The organism is Kaistella montana, assembly GCF_024436175.1.
Taxonomy (GTDB): Bacteria; Bacteroidota; Bacteroidia; order Flavobacteriales; family Weeksellaceae; genus Kaistella; species Kaistella montana.
Genome location: NZ_JANFQP010000002.1, coordinates 563,042 through 582,673, shown reverse-complemented (window position 1 = coordinate 582,673; position 19,632 = coordinate 563,042). Strand labels below are relative to the sequence as shown.

Here is a 19,632-nt window from a genome sequence, read left to right as displayed (position 1 = left end):
TTTTAGCAATACCAATTGATATTTATGAAAGAAATTTTATCATCTCTATAACTACTTTTCTATCAATCATTTACTCAAGAAAATCAAAACTTATTAACATTAAGTCAAAAAGTGGGAAAAAGTGGGAAGTTTTAGAATTTTTTCTATAAATTTGTCCCAAATGAAGAATTTCATAGGCACATACGAATGCAAAATGGACGACAAAGGTCGCATCAAACTCCCATCATCACTGGTAAAACAGATGGAAGGTTTTGGTGGTGATTCCTTTGTGGTAAAACGTTCTGTTTTCCAATATTGCCTAGAAGTTTACCCACTGAACGGTTGGGAAAAACTGATGGAAAAGATCAATAAATTGAATCGTTTTCAAAAGAAAAATGCGGATTTCATCAGACAATTTACGGCAGGTTTGAAGACCGTAGAACCTGATAATGCCGGAAGATTACAGATCTCAAAAGATCTCACTTTGTTTGCTAATTTAAAAAAAGATATCGTAATCACCAGTGCAGGCGAGCTTTTCGAAATTTGGGACAAAGAAGACTATGAAAAAACCATCGCAACTTCTGCTGAAGAGTTTGCACTACTTGCTGAAGAAGTGATGGGCAATATCAATTTCGAAGACGACGTGAATTAATCCCGAAAACACAGAGGGAATTAAACAACATTTTTACCATCCATAATATAAAGATATGTATCACAACCCGGTTTTGCTGACGAAAAGTGTAGATGATTTGGTGACAAATCCTGACGGAATCTATGTGGACGTAACCTTTGGCGGTGGTGGTCACTCGAGAGAAATCCTGAAAAGGCTTTCAAATAAAGGAAAACTTTACAGTTTTGATCAGGATTTAGACGCTCTGAAAAACACAATTGAAGACGAAAGATTTACGCTGATCAATCAAAATTTCCGGTTTTTGGAGAATTCGTTAATGATTTACGGAATTCACCAAGTTGATGGAATTTTAGCAGATTTGGGCGTTTCTTCACATCAATTTGATGCTGCTGAACGCGGTTTTTCTACCAGAAGCAATGCTCCGCTCGATATGAGAATGAACGTGATGCAACATTTGGATGCCAAAAAAATCATCAATGAGTATGAAGAAGAGCAACTTGCGAATCTTTTTTATTACTACGGCGAACTTCGCGAAAGCAGAAAATTGGCAAGAGAAATCGTTCATCATCGCAAACTAAAACCGATTGAAACTACGGAAGATTTGAAGAAATTATTCAGTTATATCCCTCAGTTTAAGCAAAATAAATTCTTCGCTCAGGTTTTCCAAGCGATCAGAATTGAAGTGAATCAGGAATTGGATGTTTTGAAGGAAATGCTGCTTCAGTCTTATAAAATTTTAAAACCAAACGGAAGATTAGTGGTGATTTCTTACCATTCTTTGGAAGATCGATTGGTGAAAAGATTCCTGAAAAACGGAATGTTTGAAGGCGAACCAGCGAGAGACATTTATGGAAATTATGCGAAAGCATTTGATCTTTTACAAAGCAAAGCCATCATCCCCGACGAAGCTGAAATCGCAGAAAATTCGAGAGCAAGAAGCGCAAAAATGCGTGTTGGAATTAAAAATTAAAACAAAAAATAGCCTTTGGCAAAAAAGCAAACATATCGTCCCCAGAAAAAACTCACTTTTATAGACATTATAAAAGGAAACTTCCTGAATCGTGATGAAGTAAAAATTCATTACCGATATTTCATGTTGGTGTTTTTCCTTTTGATGATCATGATTTTTAGCAATCACCTTGTGAGTAAAAAAATTGAACAGGTGAACGATTTGAAAGAACAAACCGAAGAATACAAATCCCGAAACGCATACGCACAGAGCAAGCTGATTAAAGTAAAACTAGAGTCAGAATTGGGAAAAGAAATGGTGGAAGATTCCTTATTATCATTGGAAAATCATCCTCATAAATTATTGATAAAATTAGACAGTACAGATGGCGGTTCAAAATGAATTCGAAAACAAACGCTCAAAAACATTGAGATGGGGCTACCTTTTTGCAGGGTCTGCCTTTCTTGTCTTTCTCGTATTTTTAGCTAGAATTCTTATTTTACAGAACACCAATGTTCAAAAAATAAAAGACGATTACATCAGCAAAAATTATCGGGAAGCCACCCTTAAAGCTGCTCGTGGAAATCTTTACGCTTCCGACGGATCTATCTTGGCAACCACCGTAATGCGATATGATGTTTATATTGATTTTAAAACCATTAAAGACACCGTTTATACAAACAACATAGGTGCGTTAACCGACTCATTGTCAGCAATGTTCGGTAAGCCTAGAAGCTATTTCAGAGATAGGCTTGATCAGCAAAAAAACAAAAAAAATCAATATTATTCATTAATAAAAGGACTCGATTTTGATGAATATGACAGAATAAGAAAATTTCCTATTTTCAAAAAAGGCAAGAATAAAGGCGGATTTATTGTTGACAGAAATTTCAAACGCGAGCTCGCTACAACTCAAATTGGATCCGGAACCATCGGAATGGATAACGGCGTGACAAAATCTGGTTTGGAAGGCGCTTTCTCTAAATACATGACCGGTACAGATGGTACTCGCCTTGAACAGCGCGTGAATTCGAGCCAATGGAAACCCATCGATTATTGGAAAGTAAAAGAACCTATTGACGGACAAGATGTTTACACCACAATTGATCTGAGAATTCAGGATATTGCTCACTCAGCATTAGAAAAACAACTTATTAATTTTGATGCAGATCACGGTTGTGTTTTGGTGATGGAAGTGGCTACCGGAAAAGTAAAAGCCATGGTCAACCTTCGCAGAACCGAACCCGGAATGTATGTGGATTCTTATAATTATGCTTTAAAAGATGCCACAGAACCTGGTTCTACCTTCAAAACTGTATCGCTTTTGGCTGCTATGGATGATGGTTTTATCGACGAAAATACAACTGTGAATGTAGGAAACGGAGTATGGACTTATGCCAAACAAAGAATTTCTGACGGACACGGAGGTGGAACCTATGAAATCGCTGATGTTTTGGCAAAATCCAGCAACGTGGGTTCTGCAAAACTCATTACTAAATATTATGCTGATAAACCACAGGTTTTCCTCGATCATTTGAAAAGATGGAAAATGTTTGATAAAATGGATATTGAACTCCCTGGAATTACCAAACCTTTCATTGTAACCCCGGAGAATAAAAGATGGAATGCCGCCACTTTGGCCTCATTATCTTATGGCTATTCTTCCCGATTCAACCTTTTGCAACTTACCACTTTCTATAACGGATTAGCCAACAAAGGCAAAATGCTAAAACCTCTTTTCATCGATAAAATAATGAAAGACGGGCAAGTGCTTTATACTGCAAAACCAGAAGTGATGGTTAACAAAATGGCTTCCACGAAGGCAATCACGATGATGACTCACGCGCTTACCAAAGCTGTAGAAAAAGGAACTGCAAAAAGCATCTTCACCCCTAACCTGAAAATGGCTGGAAAAACCGGAACCGCAAGATTTGAATATTGGAAACCAGGTCCTGCAAAATATCAAGCAAGTTTCGCCGGATTTTATCCCGCAGATAATCCCAAATACACCTGCATCGTGATGATCAACCAGCCCGATAATTCCAAAGGATTTTACGGAGCAACCGTATCAGCGCCGGTTTTCAAAGAAATTGCTGGTAAAACCTTCCTTAAAACTCCTCAAAATGTAGAACAGGAAATGTTGGTTGACAAGAAGGTTGATTTAAGTAAAATGGTAGAACCTAACGTGAAAATTGCAATCAACGAAGGTCAAATGCCAAATGTTGTTGGATTGATTGGTAAAAATGTAATTCCTCAATTGGAAAACTCTGGTTATCGAGTTAATTTCAAAGGAGTTGGAAGAATCAAAGAACAGTTCCCGCTGGAAGGAACAAGAATTGGTAAAAATCAAAAAATTTACCTCAGTTTACAGAATTAAAAAAACAGGAAATTTCCTGTAAAAGATAAAATGAATTTAGAAGCGTTATTGAACAGAATTCCCGTAGTAGAAATTTTCGGAAACAAAAATCCGGAAGTTTCAGAAATCGTTTTCGACAGCCGCAAAGCTGTTGAAAATTCGCTGTATGTGGCGATTAAAGGAACGGTTTCCGACGGACATTCATTCATTAATGCAGCCATTGAAAAAGGGGCAAAAGTTATCGTTTGCGAAGATTTCCCAGAAAATTTATACCAAGAAATCACTTTTATTAAAGTGAAAGATTCCTCGAAAGTTTTGGGTCAATTGGCTTCTAATTTCTATGGAAATCCATCTGAAAAACTCAATTTAATTGGAATCACCGGAACCAACGGGAAAACTTCAGTTACAACACTTTTGTACGATATTTTCAAAAATTTAGGCTTTCAATCAGCTTTAATTTCAACCGTGGAATACCGAATTGCGGACGAAATATTCCCTTCAACACATACCACTCCGGATGTTTTGACTTTAAATAAAATTTTAGCAAAAGCTGTAGAAAACGGTTGTGAATATGCTTTCATGGAAGTTTCTTCGCACGGAATCGATCAAAACAGAACCGAAGGTTTGCATTTCAAAATCGCTGGATTTACCAATATTACTCATGATCATCTTGATTATCATAAAACTTTTGATGTTTATTTAAAAACCAAAAAAAGATTTTTTGATGAACTAAATCCGGAAGCAATCGCCATCACCAACGTTGATGACAAAAACGGAAACGTAATGCTGCAAAACACCAAAGCGCAAAAGAAAACCTACGCTTTGAAAACAATGGCAGACTTCCACGGAAAAATTCTGGAAGTTGATTTCAATGGAATGCTTCTGAATTTTAATGGAAAAGAATTTTGGTCAACGTTGACCGGAAAATTCAATGTTTATAACCTTCTGTTGGCTTTTGCAGTAACCATTGAATTAGGATTTCAGGAAGAAGATGTTTTGAAAGCCATCTCGAATTTGAAAAGAGTGAAAGGTCGTTTTGAAACCCTGAAATCGAAAGGCGGAATCTTTTTCGTGGTCGATTACGCTCACACTCCCGATGCTTTGGAAAATATTTTAGATTCCATCAACGAGATTCGCACCAAAAACGAAAGATTAATTACCGTTTTCGGTTGTGGCGGCGACAGAGATCATGCGAAACGCCCTGAAATGGGAAAAATTGCTACAAGAAAATCTACTTTGGCGATCATCACTTCCGATAATCCGAGAACGGAAAACCCTGCGGAAATCATCAAGGAAATCGAAGCCGGTGTGGATCCACAAAATTATAGCAAATACACTTCGATCCCCGATCGAAAAGAAGCAATAAAGATGGCGATAAAATTTGCCGAACCGAAAGACATCATCCTCGTTGCCGGAAAAGGTCACGAAGATTATCAGGAAATCAATGGCGTGAAACACCATTTTGATGACAAAGAAGTGATCATTGAATTATCTCAATTGATGAGCAAATGATCGATAAATTAAAGAATTTTTAAACCAACCAAAACCGAAAAAAAGAACATGTTATACTATCTCTACGAATATCTTACCAATCTTGGGATTCATATTCCCGGACTCGGTATGTTTAAATTTATTTCATTCCGCGCAGGAATGGCAGTTTTGCTTTCGCTGATTATTGCGGTGGTTTATGGTAAAAAAATCATCAATTACCTTCGAAAAAAACAGATGGGAGAACTCGTTCGTGATCTCGGCCTCGAAGGACAAAAGCAAAAAGAAGGAACTCCAACAATGGGTGGTTTAATCATCATTATCGCTACCTTAATTCCGGTTTTGCTGTTTACCCGAATTTTCAATGTGTATATCGTGTTGCTCATCACATCGGTAGTTTGGATGGGTGTAATTGGTTTCATTGACGATTATTTAAAGAAAATCAAAAAAAATAAAGACGGTCTTAGCGGAAAATTCAAAGTTATCGGACAAGTTGGTTTGGGATTGATCGTGGGAGTTACCATGTTTTTCCATCCTGATATTTCGGTAAAAAGAAAATATGCAGACGCATCGGAAGTAAGCAGAAATAATGTTGAGAAAAACTTTATGCCTACCGAAAAAGCAACTGTTTCCACCGTTCCTTTCGTAAAAAACAATGAGTTTGACTACAGTGGAATTCTTTTCTGGATGTCGCCCGAAGAAGCTCACGAATGGGCTTGGATTGTTTTCATCCCAATCGTTATTTTCATCGTAACGGCAGTTTCTAATGGGGCAAATATCACCGATGGAATCGATGGGCTTGCCGCGGGAACCAGCGTCGTCATACTGCTGACACTTTCCTTTTTTGCCTACATTTCTGGGAACATTATTTTCGCAGATTACCTCAACATTATGTTTTTACCGAACATGGGTGAAACTACGATTTTTGCGCTCGCATTGGTGGGTGCTGTTATCGGATTTTTCTGGTACAATACTTATCCGGCGCAAGTTTTCATGGGAGATACCGGAAGTTTGATGTTGGGTGGAGTGATCGCGGTTTTGGCGATCATTTTAAGAAAAGAATTGATGATTCCTGTGCTTTGCGGAATTTTCTTGATCGAGAATGTTTCGGTAATGCTTCAGGTGGCAGTTTTTAAATATAGAAAAAGAAAATTCGGGTTAGAATATGCCCAAAACAATCGATTGTTCAAGATGTCTCCCCTTCATCATCATTATCAAAAAGAAGGATATCATGAAAGCAAAATCGTGAACCGAATGATTATTATGGGAGTATTATTTGCCATCATTTGTTTAATCACTTTGAAAGTTAGATAAAAAGAAAAATCAATGGTTTTTTCCATTGAAAATAAAAGTTCAAAAATGAAAATAGTTGTTTTAGGCGGCGGAGAAAGCGGATTTGGTGCAGCATATTTAGCTAAGAAAAAAGGGATGAATGTTTTTCTTTCAGACAAAGGTTTGATCAAAGAAGAATACAAATCGCTCTTGATCGATGCGGGTATTGAGTACGAAGAAGGAAACCACGATGAAGAGCGGATTCTGGCTGCAGACTGGATTATCAAATCGCCCGGAATTCCTAAAAAGGCAGACATCATTTTCAAAATCAATCAAAAAGGAATCAGATTGTCTTCGGAGATTGAATTTGCTGCTGAGTTTACTGATGCCAAGATCATCGCGATTACCGGAAGTAACGGAAAAACCACGACGACTTCGCTCATTTATCACATCCTGAAAAATGATGATTTGAAAGTTGGATTGGGAGGAAATATCGGAAAAAGTTTCGCAAAACAAGTTGCTGACGAAAATTTCGACTATTATGTTTTGGAGGTAAGTTCTTTCCAACTAGATGACATTCAGAACTTTAGACCTCATATTTCTTTGTTGTTGAACTTGAGCCAGGATCATTTGGATCAGTACAATTACAACTACGAAGAATATGCTTTAGCGAAATTCCGGATTACCGAAAACCAAGAAAATGATAATTTCTTTATCTACAACAAAGATGATGAAATGAGCATGAAACTCCTTGAAAAGCTGGAAATTAAAGCTAAAATAATTCCTTTTTCATTACAGGAGAAATTGAAAGAAGGTGGTTTTGTAATGGATGATAAAATGGTGGTGAAAATCGGCGATGAGTTTTCAATGAAAATCGAGGAACTTTCTCTTCTTGGGAACCACAATATCGCAAATAGTTTGGCCGCTTCCATTGCTGGTAAACTTTTGAACATCAAAAATGAAAGCATCAGAAACTCATTGATGACTTTTCAGGCGGTTGAACATCGATTGGAACAAGTTGCAGAAATTGGCGGGGTGAAATTCATCAACGACAGTAAAGCAACCAACGTAAACGCCACTTACTACGCCTTGGAAAGCATGAAACAACCAACCATCTGGATTGTTGGTGGAAAAGATAAAGGAAACGACTATACCGAAATTGAAGATTTGGTAAAGAGAAAAGTGAAAGCGATCGTATGCTTAGGAATTGATAACCAAAAGATTATTGATTTCTTTCAGGATAAAAAAGAACTCATTTACAGCACTTCAAGTATGGAAGAAGCAGTGAGCATCTCGAAATCATTAGCGCAATCGGGCGATGCGGTATTGCTCTCTCCATGTTGTGCAAGCTTCGATTTATTCGATAATTACGAAGATCGTGGCAATAAGTTTAAAAAAGAAGTTTTAAAATAAAAACCTACGCGGTTCTACAAAAAATGCAGGAAACAGAAAACAAATTCGAACTTTTAAAAGGCGACAAAGTCCTTTGGAGCGTAATCTTATTGATTTCGTTCTTCTCTGTATTCCCGGTATATTCCGCGAGTTCCAATTTGGAATTTATTGTTAATAATGGTACTACAACTACCCATTTGATGAAGCACATGTTTTTTGTATTCATGGGATTAGCCATTATGAGATCCGTGGGAATGGTAAAATATGAGCACATCGGCAAACTCAGCAGCATCCTTTTGGGAATACTCGTGATATTGTTGGCTCTCACATCATTTACCGGACAACAAATCGATGGAGCTTCCGCTTCACGATGGCTGAAAATTCCAGGAACCCCAATTTCTTTCCAGCCTTCTTCGTTTGCGTATTTATTTCTGATTATTTATCTCTGCCGATATCTTACCAAAACCATTAAAAGAGAGCGACTTCCATTAGAAAACATCTTGTATGTATTCGGGCCGGTTCTTCTGGTTTTCGTATTGGTAGCGAAAGATAATGGTTCCACAGCGTTGATGATTCTCATTGTTTCATTGGCGGTAATGCTGATTGGCCAGCTTCCAAAAACTTACATTTTCGGATTTATGGGTATATCTAGTATTGCAATTGGGATTTTTATGTTTGTTGCACTAAAAACCGATTTGATACAAAACAACCGTGTTCACACTTGGATGAGCCGTATCGAAACATTTTCCAATTCAAAGAAAACAACCGATGTTGAAGATGAAACTCTGAAAGCCAAAAATTATCAGGTAATGCAGGCAAAAGCTGCCATCGTACACGGTGGAATAACCGGAATGGGACCAGGAAAAAGCGCGTTGAAACAAATGCTTCCTCAATCTGCTTCCGATTTTATTTTCGCCATCATTGTGGAAGAATATGGTTTTTTTGGTGCGTTATTTTTAATTGCACTTTATCTAATCATGATCATCAGAATCGTGATGATTGCCAGTAAAATGCCCGCATTTTTCGGCAGTTTATTGGTGCTCAGTTTAGGAATAATGATTTTCGTGCAACTCTCGGTGAATATTGCCGTTGCAGTTAACCTGATTCCGGTTACAGGACAGCCGTTACCACTGATTAGTTATGGAGGAACATCGATGTTGGTCACTTATTTTCAATTAGGAATTATACTAAATATAAGCTCCAGAATACAAGTTTATGATGAAGAAGGAATGGGCAAAAAACAAAATATTGAAGAAATAAACGATATCGCATAACAAGAGATCATGAGCAAAAAATTAAAAATATTAATGAGCGGCGGCGGAACTGGTGGACACATCTTCCCGGCGATTGCTATTGCAGACGAAATCCGAAAAAGATTTCCGGATGCCGAATTTTTGTTCATTGGAGCCAACGGAAAAATGGAGATGGAAAAAGTTCCGCAAGCTGGTTACAATATTGTTGGTTTAAATATCGCGGGATTCGATCGTGGAAATCTATTGAAAAATCTTGGTTTGCCGTTCAAATTAGTTTCCAGCTGGGCAAAAGCTAGAAAAACTATTAAAGAATTCAAGCCCGATTTCGCAGTCGGTACCGGAGGTTTTGCGAGCGGACCAGCTTTGTTTGTCGCTTCAAATCTTGGCGTTCCCATTTTTGTGCAGGAACAAAACTCACTTCCTGGGAAAACCAATATTTTCTTATCGAAAAAAGCAAAAACCGTATTCACTGCTTATCCGAATATGGAAAAGTTTTTCAATGGCACAAAAACCTTGTTCCTTGGAAATCCAATTCGTGAAAATATTATAACAGATTTAATAGATCCTGCATCAGCAAAGAAACAGTTGGCTTTAGATCCCAATAAACTCACCGTTTTATCTGTCGGTGGTTCTTTAGGTTCCAGAACTTTAAATAATGCTTGGAAAGAAAATCTCGATCCGTTTTTGGCAAAAGATTATCAACTGATTTGGCAAACCGGAAAAACCGATTATAAAAATATATTAACAGAAACTGAAGATCAAAAAAGCAGAAATCTACAAATTGTAGAATTCATCAAAAACATGGTGGTGGCTTATTCAGCAGCAGATGTAATCGTTTCCAGAGCAGGTGCTATCGCAATTTCAGAGTTGGCTGTTGCGCAAAAACCAGTTTTACTGGTTCCGTTTCCGTTTGCGGCAGAAGATCATCAAACCAAAAACGCATTGACTTTGGTAGAAAAAAACGCCGCCAGAATGGTGAAAGACACCGAAATGAGAGACAAATTCTGGAATACTTTAATGGAAATTTGCGAAAATGAAGTGGTGAGAAAAGAAATGAGTGAAAACCTCAACTTCTTCGCAAAACCCAATGCTGCAGAAGAAATTGTAAACGAAATATTATCCGCGGTAAACATCAAATCATAAACAAAAAATGAAACCATTATCAACCTATCAAAACTTCTACTTCGTAGGAATCGGCGGCATCGGAATGAGTGCTTTGGCGCGCTATTTCCATGCTTCGGGCAAAAATGTTTTGGGTTATGATAAAACCGAAACCAAACTTACCACCGCTTTGAAATCGGAGGGAATTGATATTGTTTTTGAAGATGTTTTAGACGATAAAATACTCAATTTAAGTTCAGAAAATACTTTGGTAATTTTCACTCCTGCAATCAAAAAATTGGAGATTTTAAATCATTTTAATGATGAAAAATTCACGGTGCTAAAAAGAGCAAAAGTTCTCGGAATGATCACCGAAAACACCGCATGCATCGCCATTGCAGGAACTCATGGAAAGACGACAACCTCATCTTTGGTGGCCCATCTTTCGAAAGAAGCAAATCTTCCGTTTTCAGCTTTTTTAGGTGGAATTGCTGAGAATTTCAAATCGAATTTCCTTTTCAACGGAAGCGAAATTTCGGTAGTAGAAGCCGATGAATACGACAGAAGTTTCCTCAACCTTTCTCCGGATTGGGCAGCAATTACTTCTATCGATGCGGATCATCTTGATATTTACGGAGACAAAGCGACCATCGAACAAAGTTTCAGAGATTTTGCCAATTTGGTTCCGTCGGATCAGCAACTTTTTGTGCGAAAAGGTATCAACATTGGTCGTCCTGCAAAAACTTATGCGGTAAACGAAGAAGCAGATTATTATTCGGACAATATTCGGGAAATCGGCGACAAAATTTCTTTCGATTTTCACACTCCAAAAGAAGAAATCAGCGATTTTGTTTGGGAAATTCCGGGAATTCACAATGTGGAAAATGCTACAGTTGCTATCGCAATCCTCAACAATTTAGGAGTTGATTTTGAAACTTTAAAACGTGGAATTGCCAATTTTAAAGGCATTAAAAGAAGATATACCAAACATCAATTCGAGAATGGGAAAATTTATATCGACGATTACGCGCATCATCCGACAGAATTGAATGCCGTAATGGGATCCATCAAAACGTTCTATCCGAACAAAAAACTGTTGGTCGTTTTCCAGCCACATTTGTTTAGCAGAACGCGTGATTTTGCTGATGGTTTCGCGGAAAGTTTAAACAATGCCGACGAACTGATTTTGCTCGATATCTATCCGGCTCGCGAATTACAAGAAAATTTCGAAGGCGTAACTTCAAAATGGCTTTCAGAAAAAATTAAATTAGAAAATAAAGAAGTTTCAACCTTAGATGAAGCTTTTCATAAAATAAAAGAAAAAGATTTCGATGTGTTGCTAACAGTTGGTGCAGGAAATATCGATACGTTATACGACCCAATCTTAGCTTGGCTTTCAGAAAAATAAAGAATGAAAAACAAATTCAGAATATTAAAAATTTTAATCACAGTAATCATCTTCGGGTTTCTGCTGAGTTTTTCATTGAAAAGATTCAACAATAAACCGATGGAAAAAGTTTCGGTAAATATGACCCAAACGAAACATCCTGTCTATTTTATTGATGAAAAAGATGTGAAAAATATTGTGAAAAAAGCCAATCCCACCAAAAAAGTAGGAGACATCAATATTCCTGATTTGGAGAAAAAACTCAATAGTCTTCCGGCGGTTGACAGCGCAAATGTTTATTTGAATTTAAATGGAAACCTTAATCTCGACATCAAACAGCGCGTTCCGGCTTTCCGCTTGAATACGGGCGATAGAGATTTTTATGTGGACGAAAAAGGGACTGAATTTCCTATTTCTGCCAATTATTCGTTTCCGTGTATGTTGGTGACGGGCGATGTGAAACCTTCGGATTATGAAAAACTTGCCGAACTGGTCGATAAAATTGATAAAGACAGCTTCAGCAAAAAATATTTTATAGGAATTGCTAAGGAAAAAGGAGGTTATAATTTATTGACAAGTCAAGGAAATTATAAAGTAGAAATAGGTGATTTGGATAAAATAGACTTAAAAGTAAAGGGTTTTAAAACTTTTGTTGAAAAATATCTGATTTATCAGCAGCCGGAAAAATATCGCAAAATATCGGTGAAGTATGACAACCAGATTGTAACCACCCTGAATCCATATTTTAAAGAAAACGATAGTCTTCTTAATTTAGGAAATAAGGAAATGGCAAAAGCCCCAAACCTTGCTCAGAAAAAGACAGAAACGAAACCAGTCGTGAAGTCAGAGAAAAAGGAAACCCCAAAACCTACAGCAAAGAAAGCAGAAAGCAAACCTAAACCGAAAGAAAAGGTTTCTTCGACCAAAAAAAGCACAGATAAATCGAAAACGGACAAAAAACCAAAAGCTAAAGTGAAAATAGAATAAAAGGCAAAATATTCAATATCATTTTAAAAAATTAGTAAAAAATCAAATCGACATACACAATGGAAAATCACGAGTATTCAGTAGGGCTCGACATCGGAACCACAAAGATTGTGGCGATCGTCGGTAGAAGAAATGCCCACGGCAAAATTGAAATTCTCGGCGTTGGAAAGGCAAAAAGCCTGGGAGTTCACAAAGGTATTGTGAACAACATTTCCCAGACCATCCAATCCATCAAAGCCGCAGTAGCAGAAGCACAAAGCAGTGCGGGAGTTCCTATCCACAAGGTTACGGTAGGAATTGCAGGTAAACACATCCGCTCTCTTCAGCATTCCGATTATATCATGAGAGATAATCCGGATCAATACATCACTGAAGATGACATCGAGAAACTGAAAGAACAAGTAAAAAAATTAGTAATGTTACCCGGCGAAGAAATCATCCACGTTCTTCCGCAGGAATATAAAGTAGATTCCGAAGGCGAAATTCAGGAACCTATCGGAATGCACGGGAAAAGATTAGAAGCTAATTTCCACGTTGTAGTAGGACAAATGGGAAGCATCAGAAACATCGCAAGATGCGTACGTGAAGCTGGTTTGGAAATGGAAGCTTTAACCTTGGAACCTCTCGCTTCTTCCGAATCGGTATTAACAAAAGAAGAAAAAGAAGCCGGTGTAGCAATCGTTGACATCGGTGGCGGAACTACCGATATTGCGATTTTTAAAGACAATATCATTCGTCACACTTGCGTCATTCCTTACGGTGGCGGAATCATTACAGACGATATCAAAGAAGGCTGCTCTATCATCGAAAAACACGCAGAACAACTGAAAGTAAAATTTGGATCAGCCGTTCCTGAACTCGAAAAAGATAGCACATTTGTTACCATTCCAGGTTTACATGGAAGACCTGATAAAGAAATTTCCTTAAAAACTTTGGCACAAGTGGTTAATGCAAGAGTTGAAGAAATCCTGGAAATGGTCAATACTGAATTGAAAGCATACGGTGCGTTCGAGCAAAAGAAAAAATTGATCGCAGGAATTGTATTAACCGGAGGAGGTTCTAATCTTCGACACCTTCGTCAACTGGCAAATTATACTACCGGTTTCGACAGCAGAATCGGATTCGCCAACGAATATGTTGCCAATGATAAAAACCAATTTTTAAAAGGACCAGAATTCGCAACTTCCATCGGATTATTAATGGAAAGTTTAAAAATTAGGGATAAGAAAAATACTCCAAACCCTGTAGAAGAAACCATTGCTTCAGCTGTTCCGGAAAACAAAGAAACTGAGACTGCAGAAGAAACTCCAGAATTTAGAACAGAAGAAATAATCTTAGCAAATACCCAAGAAGGAAGACGTAGCAAGCTTACCATCGGACAGAAAATCATGGAAAGCGTGAAAAAATTCTTTGAAGAAGTTGAATAATAAAAAAAATACATACTATGGAAAATATGAACACACAAGGATTTTCATTTGATTTGCCAAAAGGAAATTCATCAATTATAAAAGTGATCGGTGTAGGTGGCGGCGGAAACAACGCACTAAAACACATGTACGAAAGAGGAATCCACGGAGTAGATTTCGTTATCTGTAATACCGATGCACAAACGTTAGATAATAATCCTGTTTCCAACAAAGTACAACTAGGCGTTACCATTACTGAAGGTTTAGGTGCGGGTGCGGATCCTGAAGTAGGTGAAAAAGCTGCAATCGAAAGCATCGAAGATATCAAAGCTGCAATGGGGCAAAATACCAAAATGGTCTTCATCACTGCAGGAATGGGCGGCGGAACCGGAACTGGAGCAGCTCCCGTTATCGCAAAAGTAGCCAAAGATATGGGAATTCTTACCGTAGGTATCGTTACTGTGCCTTTCAGTTTTGAAGGAAAAAGAAGATTGGAACAAGCCGACCTCGGTCTCGATAAATTGAGAAATAATGTTGACTCTTTAATCGTTATTAATAATGACAAACTGCGTCAGCAATACGGAAACCTAGGTTTCAAATCTGGTTTTTCAAAAGCGGATGAAGTGTTAACTAATGCTGCAAAAGGAATGGCAGAAGTAATCACAGGTTATTTTGATGTCAACATCGATTTCCGTGATGCGAAATCTGTTTTAGCTAATTCCGGAACAGCATTGATGTCCAACGGTATTGCTTCAGGCGAAAATAAAGCCGAAGAAGCTGTGAAAAAAGCATTGGATTCCCCATTATTAAATGACAACAAAATCACCGGTGCTAAAAATGTTCTTCTCCTTATCAGAAGTGGTTCTGAAGAAGTAACAATGGATGAAATCGGAGTGATTATGGATCATATCCAAAAAGAAGCCGGTAACACTGCAGATATTATTTTCGGGGTTGGAACCGATGAAGAATTGGGTGATGCAGTAAGCGTTTTGGTTATCGCAACGGGCTTTGCCAAAGATCATCAAAAACATTCCGGAACTACTGAAAAAGTGAGATTCACTTTAAATGATAGTTTAGCAACTCCTGCAAAACCAGAATCTCCATTTAAACAAAAATCTGAAAGAGAAGACATCACCAAAGAAGATTTTTCCACAAAAAGTCTTTTCGTTTTAGATGATGAAGAAGATTTGCCAACTCCAGAGTTCAAAGTAAAAACCGTAGAACGAAAAGTAGTTGTTGAAAAAGAAGCTCCAGTAGAAATTAAGTTTTTTGATTTAGATGACGAAGAAACTCCTGAACAAAAATTCCGTGAAAACGAACCTCAGGAAATCGATCTTTTCTCTTTTGAAGACCTACAATATGAAGCTCCGGAATCTCAATCTTTCAAATTTGAAGTAGAAGAAAAAAACGAGAAAAAACCAGTAGAATCAAAAACCACTTTCTCGGAAGAAAAACCATTGGAATTCAGTTTTTTCGTAAACGAACCGATTGATGAGCCGACCGTTGAGACACCACAACCCAAAGCTGAGATCAAACCTGAACCGGTTCAAATCATCGAACAAAAGGTGCAAAACGAAACTGTAGAAACGCCTGAGGTTGCCGAAAAATTTGTTATTGAAGACGATTTCACTTTCATCAGCAAACCTACTTCCAGCGATAAAGTAATGGAACGAAGAAACAAGTTGAAAGAATTCAATTCAAGATATCAAACAACAGATTTCGAGAGCGAATTTGAAACCGTTCCAGCTTTCAGAAGAAAAAACATCAGCATCGACGGTAGCAACGCTTCTGAAAATACCATCAATAGTTTTTTAGCTGATCAAAACGGGAGAATGCAGATTCGCGAAAACAGATTCTTGAACAAAGATGTAGATTAATATTAGTGCGACGATGTATTAAAATGATAATACTCAATCAATTATCAAATTAGCGCATCATCAAATTATCAAATTAAAAAAATGAGTTTAGAAAATACTATCAGCGACGCGATAAAAACCGCTATGAGAGAGAAAGATAAAGTAGCTCTCGATGCTTTGCGCGCTGTAAAATCACAAATTCTTCTTTTGAAAACAGAAGCCAAAGGAGCTGAAGTTTCTCCTGAACAAGAAATCGCCATTTTGCAAAGAATGATCAAACAAAGAAAAGATTCTTATGATCAATTCACCGCTCAAAATCGCAGCGATTTGGCAGAAGTAGAAAGCGCTCAGATGAAAGTAATTGAAAAATTCTTACCTGCACAGCTTTCAGCAGAAGAATTAGAAACGGAAATGAAGAAAATCATTGTCGAAACAGGTGCCGAAAGCGCCAAAGATTTAGGAAAAGTAATGGGAATTGCCAGCAAAGCTCTCGCCGGAAAAAGCGATGGCAAAAGCATTTCTGAAATGGCGAAAAAACTACTTTCCTAATGTTTTAATACGGATATTCAACCTTTGCATATCGATTTGATTGAAACCCGGAACATTTGATGTTTCGGGTTTTTTCTGCCAAAAAGACCATTATAGAAATTTGGAATGATTTTGATTACTAATTTGGATGAGCTTAATCTTCCAAAAAAAATTAAATTTGCACTAATTAAGTTTCAAAACTCGAATTTTTTTAAACCTAAATAATATAAATATGTATCCAGAAGAATTAGTAATGCCGATGAAGGCAGAACTTACCGATAAAGGTTTCCAAGACCTAAGAACTCCAGAAGAAGTAGCCAACGCATTAAAAAAAGAAGGAACTACCCTATTAATGGTAAATTCCGTTTGTGGATGTGCAGCAGGAGCAGCAAGACCGGGTGTGATTTTTTCTTTAACAGGTGACAAAAAACCTGACAACTTAACCACTGTCTTTGCTGGCTTTGATACCGATGCTGTAGCAGAAGCTCGTAGATTTTTAGCGCCATTTCCGCCAAGTTCTCCTTGTGTAGCACTTTTCAAAGATGGTGAATTGGTTCACATGCTCGAAAGACATCATATCGAAGGAAATCCTGCAGGAGCTATCGCAGCAAACCTACAGGCTGCTTACGACGAATATTGCTAAACGAAAATTTTAGTTTGAATTAAAATTCCGCTCTTTTCAGAGCGGAATTTTTTGTTTTCTAAAGCATATCGGACTTTGGCTGAAATATATTATATTTGTCCTAATGGCAACAAAAGCGCTTTTCAATACGGTCGTCAATTGGTTTATCCGGCAAAGGATTGATCAGATTCAGAATTTCATGAATCATCCTTCTGAAACGCAACACGGCGTTTTGTTTTCCCAGCTTTATCATGCGGAAAATACCGACTACGGAAAAATCCACGGCTTTAGTTCTATTTCAAGCTATGAAGATTTTCAAAGAAATGTTCCCATCGTCACTTATGAAGATTTCGAACCGTTTATTGAAAAAGCTAGACAAGGAAATCCTGATGTTTTCTGGCCCGGTTATATTCGAAAATTTGCAAAATCATCCGGAACAACCAATGCCAAAAGCAAATTCATCCCTATTTCCGAAGAATGTTTGGAAGATTGTCATTTCAAAGCTGGAAAGGATTTGCTTTCGATCTACGCCAACAATCATCCTGAAAACAATCTTTTCTCTAATAAAAATTTAAGACTGGGCGGAAGTTCAGAATTATATGAAGATTTCAACACCAAATTCGGCGATTTATCCGCCATTATGATTGAAAATCTTCCGTTTTGGGTAGAAATTACCACAACTCCGAGCAAAAAAGTTTCGCTGATGTCGGAATGGGAAAGCAAACTGAAAGCAATTGTTTCGGAAGTAAAAAATGAAGATGTAGGCAGCATAACCGGCGTTCCGAGCTGGATGATGGTTTTGTTGCAGAGAACTTTAACCGAAACCGGAAAAGAAAATATTGCTGAACTTTGGCCGAATATTGAAGTGTTTTTTCATGGTGGAATTAGCTTTAAACCTTACAAAGAGCAATACCATAAAATCATCGGAAAAGAGATTAATTACTACGAAATTTACAATGCTTCTGAAGGGTTTTTCGCCATTCAGGATCAGCACGGTAGCGATGAAATGCTGCTGATGTTGGATTACGGTATTTTCTATGAATTCATTCCGATGGACCAATTTGACCCAAAAAATTTGCAGGCAATTCCTTTGGAAGAAGTGGAAATCGGGAAAAACTACGCGATGGTAATTACCACCAACAGTGGATTGTGGCGTTATTTAATCGGTGATACGGTGAAATTTACTTCACTTCATCCTTATCGAATTAAAATTTCCGGAAGAACTAAACATTACATCAATGCATTTGGCGAAGAACTGATGATTGATAATGTGGAAACTGCGCTGACAAAGGCTTGCGAAGCAACAGATTCTGCAATTACAGATTTCACCGGTGCTCCAGTTTTTATGAAAGATGGCGAAAGCGGCGCACATGAATGGATTTTTGAATTTACTAAAGAACCCGAAGATTTAGAACGATTTACAGAAGTTTTTGATAACAATCTAAAATCCGTAAACTCCGACTACGAAGCAAAACGCTACAATAATATGACTCTGAAAAAGCCAATTGTACATGTGGCAAAACCTCAACTATTCTATCAATGGATGTCGGAACGCGGGAAACTCGGCGGACAAAATAAAGTTCCGCGTTTGAGCAACGACCGTGAATACATCGATCCGTTGCTGAAATTAAACGAATAAAAAAACTCCGCTGGAAATTTTCAGCGGAGTTTTTTTTATTTTTCTTTTAAATCTTCTTTTACTTTTTCGGCTCCTTTTTCAACTTTTTCGGCACCTTTTGCTGCTACATCTTTCAAATCCTCACCAGCTTTTTTCAACTCGTGGCCGGCTTTATCCGTAGCATCGTCTATTTTTTCTCCGGCTGAATTTAATCTTTCTTTAGCTTCTTCCACGGTTTCGTTAATTCTCGCAGAATCCAGTGAAGTTGTTTTTTCTGTTTCGATGGTTGTGGTGGTTACGCTTCCGTCGGGATTTTCTACGGTTTCGGTCTTTTTTTCAGCTTTCTTGCAGCTCATTAAACTTAAAGAAACTGCAGCAGCGATAATGATATAATTTTTCATATTGTTGAATTTTTGTGTTATTCAAATATATAAAAAATTAAGGATTTGTAGTGCTTTCTGGAGCAGGAACTTCAGCAGGTTTTTTCTTGGTTTCTTCCGCTTTTTTATTCTCTTCAGTTATTTTTTTATCGGCTTTCTCTTTTTCTTCGTTCATTTTATTGAGCAATTTCTCTTCTTCCAATTTTTGCTGAACTTTCTTTAAAGAATCCTGATATTGCAAGGAAGAAATTCTAATCTGACGTGCCACATCCATCGAAGTCGCTCCAGCTGAAAAAGAATCCACCGCAACCGTATCATAAGGTGGAACCGCTGAAACAACGGGATCAGAATGCTGATTTTTTTGATTCTCTTTGCTGCAAGAAATCATTGAAATCAAGAAAGATAAAGCAATCAGTTTTTTCATTTT

Annotated in this window: 18 protein-coding genes; 16 read left to right on the top strand and 2 right to left on the bottom strand. The window is 37.5% G+C overall.

All coding sequences use genetic code 11. The features are described from left to right. The first annotated feature begins 160 nt into the window (after window positions 1–160). From mraZ to NOV28_RS08810, 16 genes are all read left to right on the top strand, one after another. The gene (mraZ, locus tag NOV28_RS08885; RefSeq protein WP_255929904.1) at window positions 161–631 is read left to right on the top strand and encodes a division/cell wall cluster transcriptional repressor MraZ; all 471 of its coding nucleotides are present in this window, start codon (window positions 161–163) and stop codon (window positions 629–631) included. Between the two features lie 55 nt (window positions 632–686). Continuing rightward, window positions 687–1,580: a 16S rRNA (cytosine(1402)-N(4))-methyltransferase RsmH gene (rsmH, locus tag NOV28_RS08880; RefSeq protein WP_255929902.1), complete on the top strand. Its 894-nt coding sequence runs from the start codon at window positions 687–689 to the stop codon at window positions 1,578–1,580. A 15-nt stretch (window positions 1,581–1,595) separates the two neighbouring features. Beyond that, complete coding sequence (locus NOV28_RS08875) at window positions 1,596–1,961, top strand: FtsL-like putative cell division protein (RefSeq protein WP_255929891.1); 366 nt, start codon at window positions 1,596–1,598, stop codon at window positions 1,959–1,961. Next, on the top strand, window positions 1,945–3,936 hold the full coding sequence (locus NOV28_RS08870) for a penicillin-binding transpeptidase domain-containing protein (protein WP_255929889.1): 1,992 nt from the start codon (window positions 1,945–1,947) through the stop codon (window positions 3,934–3,936). The genes NOV28_RS08875 and NOV28_RS08870 overlap by 17 nt, the downstream gene beginning before the upstream one ends. Window positions 3,937–3,966: 30 nt before the next feature. Beyond that, on the top strand, window positions 3,967–5,427 hold the full coding sequence (locus tag NOV28_RS08865; protein WP_255929887.1) for a UDP-N-acetylmuramoyl-L-alanyl-D-glutamate--2,6-diaminopimelate ligase: 1,461 nt from the start codon (window positions 3,967–3,969) through the stop codon (window positions 5,425–5,427). Window positions 5,428–5,475: 48 nt separating this feature from the next. After that, window positions 5,476–6,717: a phospho-N-acetylmuramoyl-pentapeptide-transferase gene (mraY, locus tag NOV28_RS08860; protein ID WP_255929885.1), complete on the top strand. Its 1,242-nt coding sequence runs from the start codon at window positions 5,476–5,478 to the stop codon at window positions 6,715–6,717. Between the two features lie 45 nt (window positions 6,718–6,762). After that, window positions 6,763–8,088 (top strand): UDP-N-acetylmuramoyl-L-alanine--D-glutamate ligase, encoded by a 1,326-nt coding sequence (gene murD, locus NOV28_RS08855; RefSeq protein ID WP_255929883.1) that lies wholly within the window; start codon window positions 6,763–6,765, stop codon window positions 8,086–8,088. A gap of 23 nt (window positions 8,089–8,111) precedes the next feature. After that, window positions 8,112–9,341 (top strand): FtsW/RodA/SpoVE family cell cycle protein, encoded by a 1,230-nt coding sequence (locus NOV28_RS08850; protein ID WP_255929874.1) that lies wholly within the window; start codon window positions 8,112–8,114, stop codon window positions 9,339–9,341. Between the two features lie 9 nt (window positions 9,342–9,350). Then, window positions 9,351–10,463 carry an undecaprenyldiphospho-muramoylpentapeptide beta-N-acetylglucosaminyltransferase gene (gene murG / locus NOV28_RS08845; protein ID WP_255929872.1) on the top strand — a complete coding sequence of 371 codons (1,113 nt, stop codon included), beginning with the start codon at window positions 9,351–9,353 and terminating at the stop codon, window positions 10,461–10,463. Window positions 10,464–10,470: 7 nt separating this feature from the next. Beyond that, a complete protein-coding gene (gene murC / locus NOV28_RS08840; protein WP_255929870.1) occupies window positions 10,471–11,829 on the top strand; it encodes a UDP-N-acetylmuramate--L-alanine ligase in 1,359 nt (452 codons plus the stop codon). A 3-nt stretch (window positions 11,830–11,832) separates the two neighbouring features. Further along, window positions 11,833–12,795, top strand: coding sequence for a cell division protein FtsQ/DivIB (locus tag NOV28_RS08835; protein ID WP_255929868.1), 963 nt, complete (start codon window positions 11,833–11,835; stop codon window positions 12,793–12,795). A 59-nt stretch (window positions 12,796–12,854) separates the two neighbouring features. Then, the gene (gene ftsA / locus NOV28_RS08830; RefSeq protein ID WP_255929866.1) at window positions 12,855–14,222 is read left to right on the top strand and encodes a cell division protein FtsA; all 1,368 of its coding nucleotides are present in this window, start codon (window positions 12,855–12,857) and stop codon (window positions 14,220–14,222) included. Between the two features lie 17 nt (window positions 14,223–14,239). Then, complete coding sequence (ftsZ, locus tag NOV28_RS08825; protein ID WP_255929864.1) at window positions 14,240–16,078, top strand: cell division protein FtsZ; 1,839 nt, start codon at window positions 14,240–14,242, stop codon at window positions 16,076–16,078. 81 nt (window positions 16,079–16,159) lie between these two features. Then, complete coding sequence (locus NOV28_RS08820) at window positions 16,160–16,606, top strand: GatB/YqeY domain-containing protein (RefSeq protein WP_255929862.1); 447 nt, start codon at window positions 16,160–16,162, stop codon at window positions 16,604–16,606. A 211-nt stretch (window positions 16,607–16,817) separates the two neighbouring features. Then, window positions 16,818–17,228 carry a BrxA/BrxB family bacilliredoxin gene (locus tag NOV28_RS08815; RefSeq protein WP_255929860.1) on the top strand — a complete coding sequence of 137 codons (411 nt, stop codon included), beginning with the start codon at window positions 16,818–16,820 and terminating at the stop codon, window positions 17,226–17,228. A 103-nt stretch (window positions 17,229–17,331) separates the two neighbouring features. After that, window positions 17,332–18,846 carry a GH3 auxin-responsive promoter family protein gene (locus NOV28_RS08810; RefSeq protein ID WP_255929858.1) on the top strand — a complete coding sequence of 505 codons (1,515 nt, stop codon included), beginning with the start codon at window positions 17,332–17,334 and terminating at the stop codon, window positions 18,844–18,846. A 35-nt stretch (window positions 18,847–18,881) separates the two neighbouring features. Here NOV28_RS08810 and NOV28_RS08805 read toward each other — a convergent pair whose 3' ends face one another. Together NOV28_RS08805 and NOV28_RS08800 are read right to left on the bottom strand one after the other, a co-directional pair. Next, a complete protein-coding gene (locus tag NOV28_RS08805) occupies window positions 18,882–19,226 on the bottom strand; it encodes a hypothetical protein (protein WP_255929856.1) in 345 nt (114 codons plus the stop codon). Between the two features lie 37 nt (window positions 19,227–19,263). Then, window positions 19,264–19,629 carry a hypothetical protein gene (locus NOV28_RS08800; protein ID WP_255929854.1) on the bottom strand — a complete coding sequence of 122 codons (366 nt, stop codon included), beginning with the start codon at window positions 19,627–19,629 and terminating at the stop codon, window positions 19,264–19,266. Window positions 19,630–19,632 lie beyond the last annotated feature (3 nt).